Below are 21,494 nucleotides of genomic sequence, written 5' to 3' on the forward strand. Positions count from 1 at the left end.
AACCATGGAAAAAGCTGAGATCGAAGGGTTGTGGACCCACATTCACTGGCTGTCGGTGCTGGAAGAACAAGGCACCTACACCGCCGCCGCCGCACGCCTGGGGGTGAGTAAATCCGCCGTCAGCCAGCGCATCTCGGACCTGGAAAAGGCCACCGGCACGCGGTTGGTCACCCGCACCACGCGCAGCGTACGGCTGACCGATGCAGGGCTGTCTTTGACCCGGGAAGTGCGCAGCGCCTATGAACATATCGCCCGCAGTTTTTCCTCGGTGCGCGACTCGGCCGGGGAGATTCGCGGGCTGGTGCGCCTCACCGCGCCAGTGGCGTTTGCGCGGCAGCAACTGGTGCCGCACCTGCCGGCGTTCTTGCAGCAATACCCGCAGGTGCGTATCCAGTTGGATGTGTCGGATGCCTTGAGTTCTCTGGCGGCCGAAGGTTACGACCTGGCGGTGCGGCACGGCTTCCAGGTGCCGGAAACCCATGTGGCATGGAAGTTGTGCGACACCACGTCGGTGTTGGTCGCCACACAGGATTACCTGCAACACCACGGAGAACCGCGCGAGCCCGGCGATCTCACCGCGCACAACTGCCTCTATTACCCACGGGGCGCCGACCAACCCGCGTGGACGTTCGAACGCGGCGGCAAAAAGGTCGAACGCGTCACCGTGCCGATCTCCGGCAGCTTTTCCACTAACAACAGCGAAGCCTTGCGTGATTCGGCGCTCAACCACCTGGGCATCGCCCTGCTCCCGGATTTCAGCGCCCATGCCGCGCTCACCAGCGGCAAACTGGTACAGGTGCTCAAGGGGTGGACACTCAAAGGCGCATTTGCCGATGAGATTTACCTGATCCGCCCCTACTCGCCTCATGTACCCAAGTCGGTCAGTACGTTAGTGAGCTATCTAAAGGATAAGTTGTCCGGCGGCTTCAGGTTGACGGGGTAAGTCTTAACCTTATTCATACGGGTTAAGTGGAGTCATTCTCGACAACCTAAAATCAATACAATACTTATAGCCAGCGGCAATAACGCACATAACGAACACACAGGATTTGTCATCAACTTGATACGTATGCGAAGCGCCGCCAACGCGTTCTTGACGCCTCGCAAAAAGCCATACAACTAATTGTAAAATTTGCATAAATTGCGTTACGCCACCCTCGTTAAAGCCCCCGTTTAAAACTCCTTCATTCGCAAACTTGCAAAAAAACCACAACCGGCTAAGTTCATGAATACCGTGAAAGCCATCAGCCATTACGCATAAAACCAGCCCACCAGGCGAGGGATTTTATTGCTCTAAAAACAGCCCCGGACACTGACACGGAACTTAAGTCTTAACACTCAAAAGGGATGCTTTGATGAAGCGCAGCCGGTGGTATCGTGCGTTTTCGAAAAAGGGGCCAGCCGAACATTTTTGGCTGTCATTGTTGTGCTTTTCTGTACTGGTGATTGCCAGCTTTCTGTTGTTTGAACAACAAATCCAGGACTTCCTGATTCATCTGAACCTGTACCAGCCTTCCACGCCGGCCCAGGCCCTCAACCTTGCACTGCTGCTGATCGCCCTGCTCGCCCTCGACGTGGTGCTACCGGTGCCCTCCAGCATGGTTGCCTTGCTGGCAGTGGCCATGCTCGGCAGCCTCGGTGGTTACCTGGTGATTTTTATCGGCCTGTGCCTGGGCGCCGGGTTGGGGTATGCGTTGGGCGCCGGTTATTTTCGGCTGTTATCCGGCCGACTGGGCTTGCATCAACGTTCGCCTGGGCAGTTGGGGTATCGGCTGGGCACGCTGTCGTTGATCTGCCTGCGCGGCGTGCCGGTGTTGGCGGAAACCTCGGTGGTGGCCGCCGGGATGCAACGCTATCCGCTGCGGGCTTTTTTGCTGATTACCACATTGGCCAATGCCGGTCTCGCGCTGGCCTACACGGCCATCGGCACGTTCCTGATCGAGCAGAACGCGCTGTTGGTGACCATCCTCGCCAGTATGGTATTGCCGGTCGCATTTGTTGCCGGCTACAGCCTGCTCAAGCGCAAGCCCCGTGTGGAGCCGCCTCTGCGCGGGCGGTTCGAGGTCAGTTACGACTACCCGGTGATCTTCACCGACCACCTGTTCGACCCGCTCAACCCTTGCCTGCACCGCGCGCTTACCGCGCAGCACCACACCCCCGTGACGGTGATGGTGTTCGCCGATGAGCAACTGCTGCACAGCGCGCCCCAGTTGCGCGAACAGATCGACGCCTATTTCGCCGCCCATGCCGACCTGCATTTGCAAACCGCCCCCCTCGCAGTACCGGCCGGTGAACTGAGCAAAACCTCACAGGTATTGGAGCAGCTTTACACCGACATGCTGCAACACGGCCTGGACCGGCATTGCTACGTGCTGGCCCTGGGCGGCGGCGCGGTGCTGGATGCGGTGGGCTACGCCTGCGCCACCTTCCACCGGGGCATTCGCCTGATCCGTATCCCCAGCACCGTGCTGGCCCAGAACGACGCCGGCATCGGCGTGAAAAACGGCATCAACGCTTTCGGCCAGAAGAACCTGCTGGGCGCCTTCTGCCCAGCCACGGCGGTGATCAATGACTTCCAGTTGCTGACCAGCCTGACCCGCCGCGACCAGATCGCCGGGCTGGCCGAAGCGGTCAAAGTAGCGTTGATCAAGGATCAGGCATTCTTCGAGTGGATGGAACAGCACGCCGACGCCCTCGCTCACTTCGACCACGCGGCCAGCCGCTATGCGATTCGCCGTTGCGCCGAGCTGCACCTTGGGCACATCACCGGCGCCGGCGACCCGTTCGAACGCGGCAACGGCCGGCCCCTGGATTACGGGCACTGGGCCGCACACAAACTGGAAAACCTCAGCCACCACCGGCTGCGCCATGGCGAAGCCGTTGCGGTGGGCATGGCCCTGGACGGGCTGTATGCCAATGCACTCGGGCTGTTGAGCGACGCCGACACGCAACGGGTCATGAGCCTGTTGCGCAAGCTGGGCTTCAACTTGTGCCCACCGGAGCTGAGCTTGCAGGATGCGCAAGGCCACTCACCGCTGTTGCTCGGCCTGGAGGAATTTCGCCAGCATTTGGGTGGGCAGCTGTCGATCCCCATGCTCAACCGCATCGGCCAGTCGGTGGACCTGCATGAAATCGACGGCGCGAAAATGCAAGCGGCGCTGCTACGGCTGTCGACCCGCAGCGATGCGGTAGTGCCCCTGGGCGAGGGTTACGCGCAATGAGCCCGATGAAAACCTGGATGACCCTTGGCCGGGTGTCCAACCTGCCCACGGTGTGGACCAACACCCTGGCCGCCGCCCTGCTCGCCAGCAGTGCCGGGGCAATGGCGCCGCCGTCGTCACTGGTGTGGGTGCTGCTGTTGATCACGCTGTCGTTGTTGTACCTGGCCGGCATGCTGCTCAACGACTGGCTGGACGCCGACTGGGACCAGCAACACCACAACCCGCGACCGATCACCCTGGGCTTGGCCAGCCGTCAGCACGTGGGCCTGGCCACGGCGCTGTTGCTGATACTCGCTGCGGCGGCGGTGCTGGGCCTGAGCCGGCTGATCGACGAACCGCACTGGCTGCTCGGCAGTGTGGTGCTGCTGGTGGGCTGCATCTTCGGCTACAACCTGCTGCACAAGAAATACGCCCACAGCGTCTGGCTGATGGGCGCCTGCCGCTCGGCGCTGTACCTCACGGCAGCCGCCAGCCTGGCCGTGCCGCCGGAGCCGATCTGGCTGTGCGCAATCCTGCTCGGGGTGTACATCAGCGGTTTGACCTACCTGGCCCGTCAGGAACACCGCAACCAACTGATCAGCCGTCTGCCGTTGCTGTTGATGCTGAGCCCGCTGGCCTTGGCGATCTACTCCAATAACCTGTGGTTCTGGCCGGTGCTGCTGCTCTGGCTGGGGTGGTTGGGCTGGCACTACTGGAAGTACCTGGCCAACCCGCAACAGCGCAAGGTGCGCGCGTTTATCGGGGCGGGCCTGGCCGCCTTGCCACTGTTTGATGCGCTGGTGCTGGCCGTGGCCAATCAGCCGTTGGGCAGCCTGCTGTGTGTACTGGTGTTTTTCCTGCTCCCCCACTTTCAGCGTTGGATCAAGCCGACATGAACATGCGCCAGGATTGCCTCACCGAACACCGCCACGTGTTGACCCAACAACTGGCGGCTGCCCAACTGCAGTGGTGGCAGCAGGCTCAGGCACAGCTTGCGCAACAACCGGACGCCACCACCGCGGCGCTGTTGAGCGGCCAGTGCAAGCGTCAGCTGCCGGGCCATGCCGTCGAGCTGGCGCGTGCGTTGGTGTTGGCCAATGCGCTGGAACATACCCCGGTGGACGAACAATTGCCGCTGCTGCGCCAGCTGTTCCTGTGGGGCGACGATCAGGAAAAAATCGCCCTGCTTGGCGCCCTCGACTGGCTCGACAGCGACGGGGTGTGCCTGGAGCTGGCCTTGCAAGCCGGGCGCACCAGTAACCCCCAGGTGTTCGCCGCCCTCGCCCTCGACACGGCCTACCCGTCACGTCATTACCCAGAGCGCGCCTTTCACCAGTTGGTGTTGAAGGCACTCGGCATGGGCCTCGACGTCGGTCGCCTGGTTGGCCTGACGCAACACCACAGCGTCAGCCTCAACCAACTGGCGCTCGACCTGCTCGATGAACAACTGGCGGCCGAACGCACTGTGTCCCCCGGCCTGCCCCGAGTGATCGCCTTTGACCTGCTCAGCCCGGCGCAACACCAGCGCCTGCGCGGCCTGCGCCTGCCGCCGGAATGGCACGCCTACTTGAACTGATGCACACCGCCTGCCCTTGACGAGGATTCACCATGCTCAAGTACTTCGATCCGCATATTCATATGGTCAGCCGCACCACCGACGACTACCAGAACATGGCCGCCGCCGGGATCACCGGGGTGATCGAACCGGCGTTCTGGCAAGGCCAGGCGCGCACCAGCGTCGGCAGTTTCGTCGATTACTTCGACACGCTGCTGGGCTGGGAACGCTTTCGCGCGAGCATGTTCGGCATCCATCACTTCTGCACCATCGGGCTTAACCCCAAAGAAGCGAATGACCTGTCGATCGCCAACGAAGTGCTGGAACTCCTGCCGCGCTATCTGGTGAAGGACGGCGTGGTGGCGGTGGGCGAAATCGGCTACGACGACATCACCCCCGAAGAGGATCGCTTTCTCGCGGCGCAGCTTGAGCTGGCGAAACAATTCAATCTGCCGGTGCTGGTGCATACGCCACACCGCGACAAGATCGGTGGCACCAAACGCACACTGGCGGTGATCCGCGACGTGGGGATCGCCGAGCACCTGGTGATTATTGACCACCTCAACGAACTGACCCTGCCGCTGGTGCTGGACAGCGAGTGCTGGCGCGGCCATTCCATTTACCCCAACACCAAGATGTCGGAGCAGCGCATGGTCGCCCTGCTCAAGGAATACGGCACTGAAAAAATGGTGGTCAACAGCGCCGCCGACTGGGGCATCAGCGACCCGCTCAAGGTGCCCAAGACCGGCCAGGCGATGTTGGCGGCGGGCTTTACTGAAGCCCAGGTAGAACAGGTGCTGTTCCACAATCCGGTGGACTTTTTTGCCCAGAGCGGTCAGCTGGACAAGGGCTTGGTCAGCACACCGCTGCCCATCGACCAACGCAAGCAATGGCAGGAAAACTCGGCCCTGCGCGGCCAGGAACCGGTGGTTAAATGAGCCCCCGTAGCGGCTGGACGGCGCCCCAGGTCGGGTATTGCAGCAATGTGCACCCGACCCGTGACCTGGCCGGGTTACGCACCTCCATCGAGCAGCACTTTCAGGGCGTGCGACACCTGCGCGGGCTGCACGAACAGGACAGCGGCTTGTGGATCTGCGCACACGCTGCGGCGCAATTACAACAGGCATCGGCGTGCACGCAATTCCTCGAGTTGCTCGATCAAACCGGCTTGCGGCTGACGTCGCTGAATGGTTTTCCCTATGGCGAATTCCATCAGGGCGCAGTGAAAGCCGAGGTGTATTTACCCCACTGGGCCGACCCCCAGCGGCTGGCCTACAGCCTGAACCTGGCGCGCATCCTCGCGCAGGCCTTGCCGGTCGACTGCCACCAAGGAGTGATTTCCACGGTGCCGCTGGGCTATGCCGCCACCTGGACCGCGCCATTGCAGGCGCGCGCCGACGAGCACCTCAACCAACTCACTGCGGCACTCGCCAACCTGCACCGGGAAACCGGCAAGCAGATCGTGTTCTGCCTGGAGATGGAGCCCGATTGCGTGCTGGAAAACACCGAGCAGGCCATCGCGTTCTTCCAGCGTCGGCAGCGCCTGGACCCGAACCATGCTTACCTGGCCCTGTGTTTTGATGTGTGCCACCAGGCGGTGATGTTCGAGGATTGTTATCAGTCGCTGGCCAGGCTACGTCAAGCCCAGGTGCCCGTGGGCAAGATCCAGCTGTCCAACGCGATGATCTGCCGCTTGCCAACTGAGGACGCGCATCGCCGCGAACACGTGCTCGAGACCCTGAGCACCTTCGCCGAAACCACCTACCTGCATCAGGTAAAAGCCCTCGACCCTCTCGGTCGCATTATCAGCTGGCCGGACCTGCCGGCCGCGCTCGCCGACTGCAGCGGTTTGCGTGAACTGCGCATTCATTTCCATATACCGCTGTTCAGCGAACACTTGCTGTTGCCCGAACTCAGCGGCAGCCAGGCCGCGTTGGCACAGACCTTCGATTACCTGGCGGCCCATGGTGACTTCCGCCCGGTGCTGGAAGTGGAAACCTACAGCTGGGGGGTGCTGCCCGCGCAACTGCGGCCCACCACCGAGCGCGCGCAACTGGAAGGGATCGCCGCCGAATTGCGCTGGGTTGAGGACCAACTGCGCCAGCGCAACCTGCTGCTTTCCCTCAAGCACGAGGCGTACGCCCATGCGCTCTGAACAACCGCTGCTGCTGATCAATGTGGTCGGGCTGACGCCATCGCAGCTGGGTGAGGCAACGCCGCATATCAATGCCCTGCTCAAGACCGCGCAGATGGCCTACTTGCAACCGGTGTTCCCCGCCGTCACCTCGACGGTACAAGCCTCGATCCTCACCGGCGCGCCGCCGTCGCAGCACGGCATCGTCGGCAATGGCTGGTACTTTCGCGACCAGGCCGAAGTGCGGTTCTGGCTGCAACCCAATGCGCTGATCGAGGGTGAAAAGGTCTGGCACACGCTCAAGCGCGAGCTCCCGGGCTTTCGCTGCAGCCAGTTGTTCTGGTGGTACAACATGTACGCCGACGTGGATGCCGCGATCACCCCGCGCCCGCACTACCCGGCGGATGGTCGCAAACAATTCGGTCTGTATTCGTCGCCACCCGGGCTGCACGAACAGATCGAACGGCAGATTGGCGAGTTTCCGTTTCCAGGGTTCTGGGGCCCGGCGGCAGGGATTGCATCGAGCCGCTGGATCGTGGATTGCGCGATGGCCGAGTTCCAGATCAACCGGCCCCACTTGCAGTTGATCTACCTGCCGCACCTCGATTACAGCTTGCAGCGCGTGGGGCCCGATCATCCCTCGATTGCTGGTGAAGTACGGGCCATCGACAGTGAAGTGGGTCGCCTGCTGACCTTTGCCCAAGCGCAAGGCGCGGCGGTGATGCTGCTGTCCGAATATGGCATCGAAGCCGTCGAGCAGTCAGTGTCGATCAACCGCGTGTTGCGCGCCGAAGGCCTGTTGCAGGTGCGCCAGTCCCTGAGCTGGGAATTGCTCGACCCCGGCGCCAGCGCGGCGTTTGCCGTGGCCGACCATCAGGTCGCGCATGTCTACGTGAAGCAGGCGCAGGACATCCCGCGGGTCAAAGCCTTGCTGCAACGCCAGCCCGGTATCGAGCAGGTGCTGGACAAGGCCGAGCAACGCGCCTGGCAGCTGGACCACCCGCGCAGCGGCGAGCTGGTGGCCGTGGCCGCCGCCGGTTTCTGGTTCGATTATTACTACTGGCTGGATGATCGCAACGCACCGGATTTCGCGCGCACCGTGGACATCCACCGCAAGCCCGGTTACGACCCGGTCGAGCTGTTTATCGACCCGGCGATTCGTTTCCCCACATTGAAAGTGGCGCGCCGCCTGCTGCAAAAGAAGCTCGGCTTTCGCTACTACATGGACCTCATCCCACTGGACACCACCCTGGTACGCGGCAGCCATGGTCGCTTACCCAGCAGCGTACAGACCGGCCCGCTGCTGATCACCAATTGCGCACTGGCGCTACCGCAACACCTTGCGGCGACGGCAGTGAAGCAACTGCTCCTGGAACACTTCCTGGGGCGCCCACACCTCGAACTGGCCACAGCCAAGGAGCTTCCATGCGGCGAGCCTTATCTATAACTGTCTTGAGTGCATTGGCCGGGTTGGCCCATGCCCAAGGCACCACCCCCTTCGACTGCACCCAGTTCCTGCAGTTTGGAGGCAACCTCGACAAGACCCGCGCGGCCTTCGTGCAAAGCCGCGACACGCTCGCCTGGAACTGGTTTGCCTGCCTGAACCAGAACGTCTCCGCGCAAAGCCCTGATCGGGTCTGGGAGACCATGAAGCCTTCGGATCAGGTCTACCTGAGCAATGGCGCTCAGCCCCTGCCGTATGCCGAGCGCGAGCGCGTACCGATCGAGGTGATTGCACAGGCACAAAAACTGGGCATGAACCTCAACCGTACCTTTCACAACCTCAATGCCACGCAGCAAGTGGATGGGTTGATCCTGCAGATGGGCGGCCAGATGCCGGCGGCGCAAAAAGGCCAGCCGGTACGTTTCCAACTGTTGATGGGCCAGGACACCTTCAACTACATCGTGCAGCAGAACGTCTACAACGTGAATGGCCAGGCCGCGCTGACCAGCGACCTGTCGTTCCCCTCCACCGCCTGGGAGTTGAAGGCTGCCTGGCTGTGGATCGGCAACAACCCGACCTATCAGCAGCAACTGATCAAGGATGGTTACTACATTGCCCAGGCCTACTATCAGCAGGACGGTAAATACCTGGTCGGCTACGCCGCGCTCAGCGGTTTGCATGTGATCAACAAACTGAACCCCGACTGGGTGTGGACCACCTTCGAAAACCGCAACAACAGCAAGTACACGGTGACCAATGCGACGCCTGCAACGCCGATGACCAACAGCACCGGGCCCACAAAGGCGGCGCAGCCGGTGAACACGACGTTTCAGGCCAACTTTCCGGCCCTGGCGCAGTACGAGTTGATCGGCGTGCAATCCAAAACGCTGCCGACCTTGCTCGCCAACTCCCAGCTGGAGTCGGCGTTCCAGAGCGAGTCTTCGTGTTTCGCCTGCCACAGCACCGCCGCGTATTCAGCGAAAAAAGGCTACTTCAATTTCGCCCTCAAACAACAGGGCGGCATCGTGTACCCCACGGCCGAACTGCCGCCCGCAGACTTTGTCGGCTACCACAAACTGGACTTTGTCTGGTCGCTCAAACGCGCCCAGTGGCAACGCTAAGGAGCCTCACATGAGCGTATTGAATTTCCCGCGTATCTACCTGGGCGGCCATATGTTCTGGAACCCGCCGACCGCCAACAACAACGACATGTACCCGCTCTACGACGCGGTAAAAATGCAGATGAACTGGCCGTTTTTGAAGGCCTTCAACATCACCCCGGAAAACGCCATCAGCACCTTGCTGCCGTGGACAATCGCGCCGCTGTCACCCGCCAGCGTACCGCCCTACGTCATGCAGGTGCCGGGCAATGCCGGGCAGTTGACCACACCGATGATCCCCGGCGAATGGAACCTGTTCGGCGACAACGCGTGCGGCACCGTCAGCTACAACCAGACCCAATCGGTGGTCACCGGCGGCGAGTTGCCCAACGGTGGCTATGTGAGCCAGGACCCGCTGATCAACCAGAGCTTCCAGTTGCTCGGCAACCCCTTTGGCGGCGCGCCCTCCTCCCCGGCGCGCTTCGTGGACGTGAGCCCTTGGCAGAACACCTTCACCGCGCTGTATTTCGACAAGCTGGTGCTGGGCAATGCGCAGTGCGGCCTGACGCTCAATCGCCAGTTCCGCATGCTCGACCGCTTCCTGAACTTCAACTGGGCCAACCTGGGCGGCCTGGCCTATGTCACCACCACTTGGCAAACCTGTTTTCCGAAGGAAAACCTGGAGTGGGTGATCGGCAACTCGGCCTTGCTGCAAAACCTGCAAACGCAAATGGCGCAACAAAATGCCAAGGGCCTGATGTTCCGCTTTTCCACCTACCTGACCTGCTACGACAAGAACGGCATCCTCAACAATTACCCGCCCATCGACACCCACAGTTCCAGTGCGGCAGCCCAGGCCAAGGTGCAGGCCATGTATCAGCAGGGTCTGGACAACGTCGGCGATATTTTCTTCAACCCCGCCTACAGCCGTACGGTGGGCACCCTGGGCCTGTGGTTCGAAGACGAATTCCCCACCGCCCCCGCTGGCAGACGCCTGTTACCCGCCAGCCCCGTGCCCATCTACAAAACCACGCCGGCGCAGTCGACACCGGCGCAACTGGGTGTGATCTCGGCCCAGGCCCATGGCGCTACCTTGTCGCTGGACCTGAGCAACGCCTTCCCGTTCTATCCGATCGACAGAAACGCAGCCATACCGGTAGCCGCCAAGTACCAGGCCGGCAACTACCAGATTGGCACTCGCCAGAATGGGCAATTCAGCCCGCTGGCCAGTTTCGGTTATGACGACTATCAACAAGCGGCGTTCGACAAGCGCTCCGGCATCCTCGACCTGACGCTGACGGCACAAGCACAGACGCAACTGCAAACCGGCACCCTGGAACTGCAACTGCAGGGCGCCACCGCCGTCACCGCCGCGACCCAGCAGATGTGGACTGCCGAAGTGGTGGAGAGCGCCAGCTTTATCGACGTGGGCGACACCCGGACGCTGCAGGTCATGGTGCAATACGACGGCCTGCCCGCACCGGCCGGCACCACGTTGTGGGTGGCGGAATACGGCAATGCCTACATGCTGTGCACCACCGATTACTACCTGGCATTCAGCAACCCGGCCAACTTCACGCTGTTCAACAATGACCCGCAAAACCCGGCCAATAACAGCGCGAACCTGCCGCAATTCAAGGGTGCATCGACGCTGCTCAGCCAGGTGACCGAGGGCACGGGCCGCCAGCTCATGGCCACGCGGCTCGCGGTGGCAGCGGATCAAATGACGCCGGTGACCTATCAGCAATTTCTGCCGACACCCGCCGCTGTCGCCTTGAGCCCGACGCTTAAGTTCGCCAACCCGATCGCGATGCAGGGCACGTTGCAGGACCCGCTCAACAGTACGGTGCAATACAGCCTGACCAAGATTCAGACCGACGCCAATGGCATCGCCAACCTGACCGTCACGGGCTTGGCACCGGGGTTTCCGACCTTGCGTTTTTTCCTGCAGGAAGGTCAGCAAACACCCACCATTCCGTTCAGCTTCCCGCTCCCGACGGCCTTCACCGACTTCCTCGCACCGCTGCGCGTACTGCCGCTGGAGCCGCAGCTGCAGCAGGATTTCGTTAATGCGTGGAACCGCATTTATATGAACAAGGACGCGGGCACCGTGATCTGGGAGACCTTCATCTACCCCTTCATCCTGCAGCCGTTCTATTACCTGTACCCGATCATGAGCAAGTTCATGCCACTCAACTCCTTGACGCGCATCGAGGGCGCCGTCGACCAATTGATTGTGTTGATCAGTAAGGAATACCAGGAGGAAAGCACCCTGGCGATGCCCATCACACGGGACATGCCGCAAAGCCGTCGCGCGGTGCTGGAGCTGTGGGCGCAAGCCCTGGTGAAACGCAATTACCCGCCCATTCCACTCAGCATGAGCGACTACGACTAAGCCACACACAGGATCGCCGGGTGGCGAAACAATCACCCGGCACACCACAGGAGTGTCCTATGAACACCAGCCTCTTAAGCCGACTGTTGCTGCTGATACTGCTGCTCAGCCCTGGCGCGTTTGCCGCAGATGACAGCGGCGCCGTGTACTTCACCAACGGGGTGCACAACAGCGAGGGATGTAATCAACAGAACGGCAACTGCATTGCCGAGCGCGCGCCCGGCGACCCGTCCGATCCGTTTTTTCCGGCGCAATGGATCAGCGACTGGACGATGTACCGGGTGATGAACAACTACGAGAAAAACCCGCCGCCCTACAGCAATCCACCTTCCACCCTCACGCCTGCGGATTACACCGTTTCCAAGGGCACCAGCTACTACGACACCGCCTACATCCCAGCGGACGGCGACGGCTTCGGCGCGATGATGGAGCACTACGAGAAGTACTGCCTCCCGATCTTCCCGATCAAGAACAACAACTACACCTGCTCGTTCGTGTCCCTGGGCAACAAGGCGTACTTCCTGACGTATCCGCAGGACCGCCCGAAAGACATGCCGGCCTGCTGCATGTTTTCACCGATGAATCATCCGCCACGCCAAAGCTTTATCGAACACCTGCCGTACAGCGCCGCGCGCAGCAAAAACCTCAACGGCAGCGTGCAGGCGTATGCGCTGGACCTGCAATCACCGGCGGGGCCGATCCTGTTCGGGTATGCCTTCAACAAACAACAGTCGGGGTCGCCGCCCTACCGTTTGCCCCAGTCATTCTTCTTTTCGGGGGACGCCAGCGTCGCGAATGCGCCCATCGTGAGCCAGAACTACACGAATTTCCGTATCGCCAGACCCGACCCGAAACAGACCTGGGACCAAGTAGCCGCGATGTGCCCGTCGAACCCGCCGCCTTGCCAGCTGTTCGAACCGCCGGCGTCCCAAAGCAACGGCCACAAGGCGCAGTGGAACCAGCTCATGCAGCGCAAACCCTGACCCACAAGGACGGATCGCCATGAAAACGTTATTCCGTGTGATGTTACTCGGGCTGGTCAGCCTGTCGGCCCAAGCCCGGGAGGCGCCTCAGGCGTCGACGCTGGCCACGCAGCTCAATTGCCAGCCGCCCAGCAGCGCACCCGCCGCCACTGCCCCGCAGGACCAGTTCGATCAATACAGCTGGCAGATGTTTATCGCCTTGAACTGGCCTGCCCAGGACGGGCAACGCGGCACGCCCAACTGCAACAAACAACCGGGCGATGCCGGCTACACGGTGTGGCAGACCTACAAAACCGTCAGCGAAATCTTCCTGCCGGGAGCCGCCAACCCAGGGCCTTGGAACAGCCCGCTGACCGCTCGCAGCCTGGGCATCATCAACATCGCTGCGCTGAAGAACAGCTCACTGGTCAACTCCATCGACCAGGCCGTCGGCGGCTGGTTGATCGACCAGGCGGGCAACCCGACCTACTACGACATCTCGGCCAACCAGGCTTCCTATAACTACATCGTGGGCAACAATTTCTACAACGCCAACGTGGTGTCCAAAGCCAGCAACATCAGCTTCCCCAACGGGGTCATCGAGATCAAATCGAGCTGGCGCATGCTTACGCCCAAGGACAACGCCAGCCATTACCTGACGCAGTTCGCGCGCGTGGCCACCTTCAATAACCAGGGCCAACGCACCGGGGTGACCGAGGCTTACCTCGGGCTGGTGGGCCTGCATATCATCACCAAGGTCAATGGCTACCCGCAGTGGATCTGGTCGACCTTCGAGCAAATCGAAAACGTGCCGCCCAAGGCCAAGGTCAATGGCCAATGGGTCGACCAGCCTGTCGCCGGCACCGCCTATTCCTACTACAACCCGCTCGCGCCTGCTGCGACGCTCAACCAGTCACCGTGCAACTGGCAAACCCAGGGCACGCAACTGGTCTGCGTGCCCAAACCCGGTACTACGTTCCAGACGCCGAACCCACTGAACCGCGTGACACCGATTGCCGATGCCACAGGCTGGGTGAACGCCAATTACCAGGCCAACCCCGGCCTGCAACGCAGCGTATTGAAGTACTACCAGCTCATCACCACCCAGCGCCCATTGATGCCGAACAACCCGAGTAACCCGCTGGGCCAACCGACACCGGCGCTGTCGGCCAACGTGACCATGGAAAGCTACATCCAGCCCAACAGCAGTTGCATGAACTGCCACTCCATGGCGACACCGGTGAAGAGCCCGTTCAAATCCGACTTTTCCTACCTGTTCAAATTCGCCAATCCGCCTGTCACCCCACACGCCACGGACAAGGAATAGACCATGAGCATCCTCAATGGACCACGACTGAATTTCTGGGGCGGCATCCGCACGGACGTGAGTTTGCCGAACAACTCACCGACCATTCCCTTCAACGGCAACCCGAACTGGCCGCTGTTCGACCTGACCACGTCGACCCTCGCGCCAGGTGCGCAGCCGTATACCGATGACCAGTTGAACAACATGATCAACGCGCCGGCCGGCAACTACTACACCGCTGGCGGCTGGAACCACTATGGCCAGCATGTGGTGGACATGCAGAACGCCTTGATCAGTTCCCAAGGTGCGCCGGGCAACATCAGCACCACCGGCGACCAGGTCGGCCAGCCCGTGTACCTGCTGGGCTCGGTGGACCCGGTCACCGGACAAGGCCCGGTGTCCGGCCCGATGATGGTAGACCTCGACCCCAGCGCCTCGACCACCACACAGATATTCGTCGGCGGCCTGCAAATCGGCAGCAGTGACAATATCCAGTTGCTGATCCGCTGCAATGCGGTGTGCAGCAGTTTCGACGTGACCGGCCGTGTGCTCGACCCGGCAAAGATGGACGCGCCGGGCTCGTTCCATGCCAGCGGCACGTTCCAGCTGACCTTCCCGCTGAGCAGCATCGTCAGTTGGAACCAAAACAGCAGCGGCCTCAAGGCGATCATCCAGGCCCCGGGGGCGACCGGCATTGTCCTGCGTTTCGTGATGTTCGAGATGTGCCCGCAGATGACCACCGCGCAACTGGACGCCGATTACGCGGCGGGCAAATACACACCCAACCCAAGCATCGGCCGCGTGATCGGTACCCTGGCCCCGGCGTTTGCCGGCGAGCCGTCGGGCTGCCAGCCAGGTCGGCAACTGGTCAACCAGGTCACGGGCAATGCCGCCTATGCGGCCCTGGGCAACAATGGCTTGCTGAGCCTCGATATGGTCAACGTCATCCCCAAGCAAACCTTCCGGGCCGTGCGGGACGACATCACCAGCCCTATCGGGCCGAATGCGAACTACGGGCCGGTGACGATTTCCGCTGGCGCGGCCGCGTTGATGACCCTCAACCCAACCACCAGCCCGTTGGTCAATTACTACGTGTACGGCGGCATCGTCGACGTGGCGCTCAATGCCAGCCAGCAGCAAGCCGTTAAGACCACCGCGTTGAACATCACCGCGCCCAACCCGGTGAACGGTCAAAAACTCAACGCGACCGAATCGACCTATCGGGTATACGCCGATCAGCGCAATGTGTATCTGGAGGATTACCCCAATGGCCTGACCATCACGTTACAGGTCAGCTACCTGGGCGGGCCGGTGCCCAACGCCACCAAGGTCAGCCTGGGGGCCAGCGCACCTGGGGTTTATGATCAAAAGCAATACACCGACTTCCTCAACTTTCCGACGTCACTGACCGTCAATGCCGGCCAACAGACGGTGAGTTTTCCGGTCACCCTCAAACCCGGCAGCGCCAGCCAGGCAGGCTTTGTCGCGCTGACCTGCACGGCCAATGGCGTGGACGACGGCGCCTTCTTCACCAACTTGCGCAAATATGCCCAGACCGACTTCGGCATTCCCAAGGGCAGCATCATCACCTGGCAGCAGATGTACCCGAACGTGCTGCGCTTTCACTACCTGGCCTTCCCCGCCATGTCCCGCTACATCCCGCTGAACCAACCCGACGCGATCATGGGCGCGAAGAACGCCATCCTCGCGCGCACTTCGGACGCCTACAAAGGCACCACACTGTTCATGCCGGTGGTGCGTTCGATGTCGCCGGCCCAACGGGCGCTGCTGCGCGCCTATCTCACCGGCAGCCCGTGGCAGCCGCCGCAATAGGAGCAACGCCCATGACCCTGCATATCCCGGCGCAGCCCATCGAAAACCTGCGCCCCAGCACACTGATCGCCGAGAGCCTGCTCAACCCACGCGGTGTGTGCGTGCAAGCCGATGGCAGCCTGCTACTGGCCGAGGCCGGCTCAGGCCTGGCGGACCAGCCGTTCAGCGGCCGCGTCAGTCGGCTACGACCCGACCCGTTGCAGCCCGGTGCCTATCTGCCCAGCGAGACCCTCGCACAAGGCTTTCGCGCCATGAACATGCAGGCGCGCATGCTGCGTGATGAAATCATGGGGTTGTCGGACATTGCCTGCGGCGGCGGCCGTTGCCTGGCCAGCCAGACCGATTATGTCGGCGGCTCCAAACTGCTCGACCTGCAATACAGCCCGCCCGAGCCGGTGTTTCACAGCCGTGGCAATTTGAATGCGCTGTGTTATCACCCGACCCGCAACAGTTGGCTGGCGGTCAAGCCCGATACCAACCAACTGGTGGAGTTTCGCGACGGCCAGGACGAACAGGTGCTGGTGCAACTGCCCGAACTGGACATGGGCCAGGAAGCCGTCCCCGTGACCCTGGTGTATGAACCGCAGACAGACGCGGTGCTGATCAGCCTGTTCTCCGGGGAGCTGCACGGCGACCCGGCGCGCAAGGGCATCGACTTTGCCGACTTCGCAGGCCAAGTGGTCCGAGTGCACCCGGCCAGCGGGCAGATTGAGGTGGTGATACGTGGCCTGCAATTGCCCACGGGCCTGGCGCTGTGCCCGCAGGGCAACCTGCTGGTGCTGGAGCTATGCAACCACCTGCAACAACCCTTGCCGCCGGACTGGAGCGGCGAGCCGCTGCATGGCGGTTTTACTCGATTCAGTGGGCGATTGTTGCGTTGCAACCTGCACACCGGGCCGGTCGAAGTATTGGCGCGCGGGCTGGATACGCCGTCCAACCTGTGCGTGGTGCAAGGCGCGGTGTTAGTGAGCGAAGGCATGGGGCTGGCCGGCCGGCGCATACCCACACCCGACAACACGGTGGTGCCATTGAGTGGCCGGTTACGCTGGGTGCAGCTCTGAACGCCGCCTTATGCAGGCAAGACCGCAGCGTCTAACATCAAAACGGTAGCGGGCCCGGCACGAAAAGAGGGATTGTGCCTGGCCGCTTCCACCATATGAGCGGCCAGATGATGGGCATCCAGTGCGTCCTGGGAAGCCCACGTTTCGATCAGGACAAAACTGTCTTGGTTGCCCGCAACCGGGTGCAAATCATATTGCAGGCAGCCATGCTCGGCCCTGACCTTGGGCGCCAGCCCTTCGAATGCGGCCAACTGCTGCGAACCTTTACCGGGCTGGGTATGGATAATCACGACAAGCCGAACTTCATCTGACATGAAAACACCGTTGCATAGGCTGGATAGGGAACCCGCACAGTACGTGAGCAAAGAGCGGGCGGCAAAAGACGTAACAGGCACTTTTATTTCACAGGGTTTTCACAGTTGAGCGCCTAGGCTTAACCCAGCTCCTAAGTGAACACCTTTTAAGCCCGCGCCCCCATCGTGGGCTTTTCTTTGTCCGGTGAACGGTGGCTTTATGCGCTGCAATCACCTTCGCATCATGAGCCCACTGCACGTGTTTACCGGCGCTGTAGTCGTAGCCGTCAGGCCTGAGCAAATTTTGCTCGCTGGAACACGGTACACGGCGTATTCAAGCATCGCTTGCTGCCAGTCCGCACCCCGCTCGGAGCCTGGCCACTTCTCATGATGGCAGCCAGCCACTGCTCCAACCCGGCCCGACCTGATCGTAAGCAACCGCTTACGCGGAGCGCCTTTCGTTACGATTTTGTTGTTTTTTTTACGCCTTTCCCGTTCTTTCGCTCGTATCCGTGGTGAAAAAACCAAACGACCAAAAGCAGGCCTGCCAAGCCAAAAATGAACAGCAACAGCTCTATTGCGGGACCTTCGTGTGAAAACATTTTTCGTTCCTCATCCTGAAGTCGCGTGACCCGAAACAGGTCATGCACGAAACTATTCGTAACAATTCATACATTTTCAGGTTAACGGCCAAAACCACCTGTGGCAACCCTGAATTGCGTTGTAACCATTGATCTAGACGGGTTGTTTATCGTAACGACTGAGTTGCAAGGCCCGTCAAAGCGCGCCTGCGGTAACCGAACTGACAGAAAACTGTGCTGGACTACGCTGGTGCTTTGGGGTTGGACGAAGCCAACACCACGCGCTTCGCCCCTGCTTTCCTCCAGGCAATAAAAAACCGCGATATCGCGGTTTCCAACGCAGCTGCGTAGGGGCGTCATTACCTGTTTGTTTATCGCCGTGCTTACTGGATTGACTAAAGGGCGCTCAGTGCCCGAACAAGGAGTTCATCAATGATTCGTCAAGCATTACCCAGCGACGCAAAGGCCATCGCCCAGGTGCACATCAGCAGTTGGCAGCAAGCGTATCGCGACCTGATGCCTACCGAATACTTGAACGCGTTGGACGCAACGCTGGCTCAGCGTGAATCATCCTGGATTCGCTCGATTGAATCGGCCGAGTCGAACGTATGGGTCGCGGAGCTGAACCAGCAGGTCGTTGGCTGGATATCAGTCGGCGCCAGCCGTGACGAAGATGCCGCCGAGGGAAACGCAGGTGAGGTCATGGCCATCTATGTGTTAGCCAGCCATTGGCAAACCGGCGTCGGGCTGGCCTTGTGGAAAGCAGGTTTGCAGTGCTTGATTGAGCAGGGATATCAGCGCTTAACGCTTTGGGTGTTGACCGGTAATGAAAGGGCTATCCGATTTTATCGCAGGGCCGGATGCGTGGAGGAAACAGGCAGTGAGCGTAATCTTCAGCGCGGCGGTGCAGCACTGGTAGAGGTGAGGTATGGGTTGCCCTTTACCCGGTTGAGCTAGGCAAGAAGGGGTGCGTTTTTTGTTATGCGCGCCCTGGTGTGGATGGCACATCATTGGCAGCAACCCACAGGCCTGAACAGGCCCGCGCAGTCCTTGAAAAATTATTTTATGAACCGGTGCATCCACTTTGATCGTTGGCTCGTAGATTCAATACCCTCACTCGGAGGGCATAAGAGCCAAGGAGATACATCATGCACGCTTTTTACAAAAAACTTGCTGCAGCCGCCTGCTTCTCGATTCTCTCCGTCACCGCAACGCTCAGCTTTGCCGCCGACACCGTGATGGTCGGAGGCGCAGCGATGTACCCCAGCAAAACCATCGTAGAAAACGCGGTCAACTCAAAGGACCACACAACACTCGTTGCGGCAGTCAAAGCCGCCGGACTGGTTGATACGCTCAACAGTAAAGGGCCTTTCACCGTATTCGCACCGACAAACGAAGCCTTTGCCAAGCTGCCGGCAGGTACCGTCGACACGCTGGTCAAGCCTGAACACAAAGCCGACCTGACTAAAATCCTCACCTACCATGTTGTGCCTGGCACTCACACATCGGCACAGCTGATGGCCGACGCCAAAAAGAACGGAGGCACCGTTGTGCTGAAAACCGTTCAAGGCGAGTCGCTGAATATCAAACTGCACGACGGCAAACTGTGGGTAGTCGATGCCAAGGGCGGCAAAGCCGGTATCAGCATCGCAGACGTGATGCAGTCCAACGGCGTGATCCACGTTGTCGACTCGGTCTTGATGCCTTAAACGCTCTTCACACCCGGCAGGCGCAGCGCTTGCCGGGTGTTGGGACGTGTATGTCAAGGAAACGGCTCCAGAGGTTCGCAGGCTCTGTACATAGGGCTAAGCCTTCACTCCAGGCCACAAAAAAAGGCGCTACTAAGAGCGCCTTTTTTACCGCCAACTTACTGCAAGCCAACCTGACGCAGCTCGGGCGTAGCTTCGCCACCGATAGCGATTTTTTTCGGTTTGGCTTCTTCAGGAATCACGCGCAGCAAGTCAATGCTCAACAGTCCGTTGTTCATCGAAGCACCGCGAACCTCAATGTGATCCGCCAGACGGAATGACAACCGGAATGCTCGTTGCGCGATGCCCTGGTGCAGATAAGTTACTTCTTTCCCGGTTTCACGCTTGTCGCCAACGACTGTCAAAACCCCCTTCTCGACCTGGATATCCAGATCCGCTTCAGTGAGCCCAGCTACTGCGATGACAATACGGTATTCGTCATCACCATGCTTTTCCACATTATGAGGCGGATAGGTATTCGGAGCCTCGCTGCGAAGCGCCGACTCAAACAGGTCATTGAAACGATCGAAGCCCACAGATTGACGGAACAGCGGGGCCAACGAAAGGGTAGTAGCCATCTCTAAATCTCCTGATTAAATCCAAGTGATTAAGTGCGCGACCCGCATTCGGCGTCGCGTGATAAAAATTTATGTGCGACGGAAAAAATTTCAAGAGGGCAGATAAAAAATTTTACAATGCCTAGGCAAAGCCGTGGTTAACGAGGTTCTCGGCAGGTGGCCCCGCTGATGGCCTCTGAAGCTTTCCATTGACAAAACTGGTCCATTTCGCATCCGCGTACCTGAGGATCAGACGCGTGCGGTCGTGCCAGGGGCCACCCTAGACGATGATCTCGGACGGCCTGCCGTGCAGGTGGTGCAGCAGAAAGGCGCCTGGCTCTTTCCCGGGCAATACTGGAATGGGGACTCACTGAGCGCGAGAACCCCTGCTTGGGCCTCAGTAAGAATAAAGAGACACCCCGCGACTACTATGCCAACGCCACTGTGTGGGATGGCGTATACGGGATGGCTGGACCTGAACTGTGGGAAGCCATGGATCTGGGCTACCTGACCGGCCAGCGTCCGGCTGACGTGATCGCCATGCGGATTGACGTGACTACTTCCTCGTCAAGCAGGGGAAAACAGGGTGAAGCTCAGGATCCTGATGCGCACGTAGGAAGGGGAAACAGCCTGGAAGATTGGTTAGGGAAATTTCAGAAAGGAATGCCGCCCACCCCTCAAAATATCTGCTCATCAACAAGCATGGGAAAGGATGACGAAGGGAATGCTGCGCTTGCGCTGGGACAAGACGCACAAGATGGCTTGCGAGAAACCTGTCGAACAAGGAGATCCAGCACTGGCTGCAAAGATCAGTGGGTTTCAGTTCCGAGATATTCGACCCAAGGCGGCGTCGGAAACCGTTGATATCGGCGATGCGAGCCTGCTGCTGGGGCATAGCAATCAGGAAAATCACAAAGCGCGTTTACAGGAGGCTCGGCGCCACTGCTAAACCGTCAAAATAGAAAAGTTATGGAACACTTCCACAACAGTTATGGAACGTCACGAAAAAACTGAAATGCGTCAGCCAGTCTCCAGAAACGCAAAAGCCCCGCTTTCGCGAGGCTATCGTGTAAATCTTGGCGGGAAACCAGGGATTCGAACCCTGGAGACGCTATTAACGTCCGCCGGTTTTCAAGACTGCCGTGTTAACTATACAAATCAATACTTTAACTACGGATCGTTTCCGCAATTGAACGCTTTTTGCTGGTCTGTAAGCCCCGCAAATCAAAGGGCACATGCACAGTTGCGGAAATGATTTACCCTCTTCCGGCGTCCTGCCGACCGAACACTACCCCCCCCAAATAACACCGGCTGCTAAGCTGTTC

18 protein-coding genes and 1 pseudogene are annotated in these 21,494 nt (G+C 60.2%); 16 read left to right on the forward strand and 3 right to left on the reverse strand.

What is annotated here, in order from left to right:
• The first annotated feature begins 4 nt into the window (after positions 1 to 4).
• From ACDZ94_RS19840 to ACDZ94_RS19900, 13 genes are all read left to right on the forward strand, one after another.
• Positions 5 to 943, forward strand: a complete 939-nt coding sequence (locus tag ACDZ94_RS19840) for a LysR family transcriptional regulator (protein WP_064452832.1) — start codon at positions 5 to 7, stop codon at positions 941 to 943.
• A 412-nt stretch (positions 944 to 1,355) separates the two neighbouring features.
• Complete coding sequence (locus ACDZ94_RS19845) at positions 1,356 to 3,221, forward strand: 3-dehydroquinate synthase (protein ID WP_432750649.1); 1,866 nt, start codon at positions 1,356 to 1,358, stop codon at positions 3,219 to 3,221.
• Positions 3,222 to 3,226: 5 nt separating this feature from the next.
• The gene (locus tag ACDZ94_RS19850; protein ID WP_064452834.1) at positions 3,227 to 4,096 is read left to right on the forward strand and encodes a UbiA family prenyltransferase; all 870 of its coding nucleotides are present in this window, start codon (positions 3,227 to 3,229) and stop codon (positions 4,094 to 4,096) included.
• The gene (locus ACDZ94_RS19855; RefSeq protein ID WP_064452835.1) at positions 4,093 to 4,776 is read left to right on the forward strand and encodes an EboA domain-containing protein; all 684 of its coding nucleotides are present in this window, start codon (positions 4,093 to 4,095) and stop codon (positions 4,774 to 4,776) included. The genes ACDZ94_RS19850 and ACDZ94_RS19855 overlap by 4 nt, the downstream gene beginning before the upstream one ends.
• 32 nt (positions 4,777 to 4,808) lie before the next feature.
• Positions 4,809 to 5,693: a TatD family hydrolase gene (locus ACDZ94_RS19860; protein WP_064452836.1), complete on the forward strand. Its 885-nt coding sequence runs from the start codon at positions 4,809 to 4,811 to the stop codon at positions 5,691 to 5,693.
• Positions 5,690 to 6,910 carry a metabolite traffic protein EboE gene (gene eboE, locus ACDZ94_RS19865; protein WP_432750650.1) on the forward strand — a complete coding sequence of 407 codons (1,221 nt, stop codon included), beginning with the start codon at positions 5,690 to 5,692 and terminating at the stop codon, positions 6,908 to 6,910. Before ACDZ94_RS19860 ends, eboE begins: the two co-directional genes overlap by 4 nt.
• Positions 6,900 to 8,336 (forward strand): alkaline phosphatase family protein, encoded by a 1,437-nt coding sequence (locus tag ACDZ94_RS19870; protein ID WP_432750651.1) that lies wholly within the window; start codon positions 6,900 to 6,902, stop codon positions 8,334 to 8,336. Before eboE ends, ACDZ94_RS19870 begins: the two co-directional genes overlap by 11 nt.
• Positions 8,315 to 9,454: a hypothetical protein gene (locus ACDZ94_RS19875; protein ID WP_432750652.1), complete on the forward strand. Its 1,140-nt coding sequence runs from the start codon at positions 8,315 to 8,317 to the stop codon at positions 9,452 to 9,454. Before ACDZ94_RS19870 ends, ACDZ94_RS19875 begins: the two co-directional genes overlap by 22 nt.
• 10 nt (positions 9,455 to 9,464) lie before the next feature.
• A complete protein-coding gene (locus tag ACDZ94_RS19880) occupies positions 9,465 to 11,828 on the forward strand; it encodes a hypothetical protein (RefSeq protein ID WP_432750653.1) in 2,364 nt (787 codons plus the stop codon).
• Positions 11,829 to 11,887: 59 nt separating this feature from the next.
• On the forward strand, positions 11,888 to 12,811 hold the full coding sequence (locus ACDZ94_RS19885; RefSeq protein WP_064452841.1) for a hypothetical protein: 924 nt from the start codon (positions 11,888 to 11,890) through the stop codon (positions 12,809 to 12,811).
• Between the two features lie 19 nt (positions 12,812 to 12,830).
• Positions 12,831 to 14,117 carry a hypothetical protein gene (locus ACDZ94_RS19890; protein ID WP_221295015.1) on the forward strand — a complete coding sequence of 429 codons (1,287 nt, stop codon included), beginning with the start codon at positions 12,831 to 12,833 and terminating at the stop codon, positions 14,115 to 14,117.
• Positions 14,118 to 14,120: 3 nt separating this feature from the next.
• Positions 14,121 to 15,929, forward strand: a complete 1,809-nt coding sequence (locus ACDZ94_RS19895; RefSeq protein WP_064452843.1) for a hypothetical protein — start codon at positions 14,121 to 14,123, stop codon at positions 15,927 to 15,929.
• Between the two features lie 11 nt (positions 15,930 to 15,940).
• Positions 15,941 to 16,990: a hypothetical protein gene (locus tag ACDZ94_RS19900; RefSeq protein ID WP_221295016.1), complete on the forward strand. Its 1,050-nt coding sequence runs from the start codon at positions 15,941 to 15,943 to the stop codon at positions 16,988 to 16,990.
• An 8-nt stretch (positions 16,991 to 16,998) separates the two neighbouring features.
• Here ACDZ94_RS19900 and ACDZ94_RS19905 read toward each other — a convergent pair whose 3' ends face one another.
• Complete coding sequence (locus ACDZ94_RS19905; protein WP_082895910.1) at positions 16,999 to 17,304, reverse strand: putative quinol monooxygenase; 306 nt, start codon at positions 17,302 to 17,304, stop codon at positions 16,999 to 17,001.
• 992 nt (positions 17,305 to 18,296) lie between these two features.
• Here ACDZ94_RS19905 and ACDZ94_RS19910 point away from each other — a divergent pair.
• Both ACDZ94_RS19910 and ACDZ94_RS19915 read left to right on the forward strand, forming a co-directional pair.
• A complete protein-coding gene (locus tag ACDZ94_RS19910; protein WP_432750654.1) occupies positions 18,297 to 18,821 on the forward strand; it encodes a GNAT family N-acetyltransferase in 525 nt (174 codons plus the stop codon).
• 191 nt (positions 18,822 to 19,012) lie between these two features.
• The gene (locus ACDZ94_RS19915) at positions 19,013 to 19,573 is read left to right on the forward strand and encodes a fasciclin domain-containing protein (RefSeq protein WP_064452847.1); all 561 of its coding nucleotides are present in this window, start codon (positions 19,013 to 19,015) and stop codon (positions 19,571 to 19,573) included.
• Positions 19,574 to 19,731: 158 nt separating this feature from the next.
• On the opposite strand, the gene ACDZ94_RS19920 is transcribed toward ACDZ94_RS19915, so the two are convergent.
• Both ACDZ94_RS19920 and ACDZ94_RS19925 read right to left on the reverse strand, forming a co-directional pair.
• On the reverse strand, positions 19,732 to 20,190 hold the full coding sequence (locus ACDZ94_RS19920) for an Hsp20 family protein (RefSeq protein WP_064452848.1): 459 nt from the start codon (positions 20,188 to 20,190) through the stop codon (positions 19,732 to 19,734).
• A 121-nt stretch (positions 20,191 to 20,311) separates the two neighbouring features.
• Positions 20,312 to 20,527 (reverse strand): annotated as a pseudogene (locus tag ACDZ94_RS19925) (hypothetical protein); the annotation flags it as partial.
• Between the two features lie 366 nt (positions 20,528 to 20,893).
• On the opposite strand from ACDZ94_RS19925, the gene ACDZ94_RS19930 reads away from it, so the two are divergent.
• Positions 20,894 to 21,118, forward strand: a complete 225-nt coding sequence (locus ACDZ94_RS19930) for a hypothetical protein (protein WP_221295018.1) — start codon at positions 20,894 to 20,896, stop codon at positions 21,116 to 21,118.
• Positions 21,119 to 21,494 lie beyond the last annotated feature (376 nt).

Origin of the sequence: Pseudomonas sp. UBT (assembly GCF_050915955.1) — a bacterium.
GTDB lineage: Bacteria > Pseudomonadota > Gammaproteobacteria > Pseudomonadales > Pseudomonadaceae > Aquipseudomonas > Aquipseudomonas antarctica_A.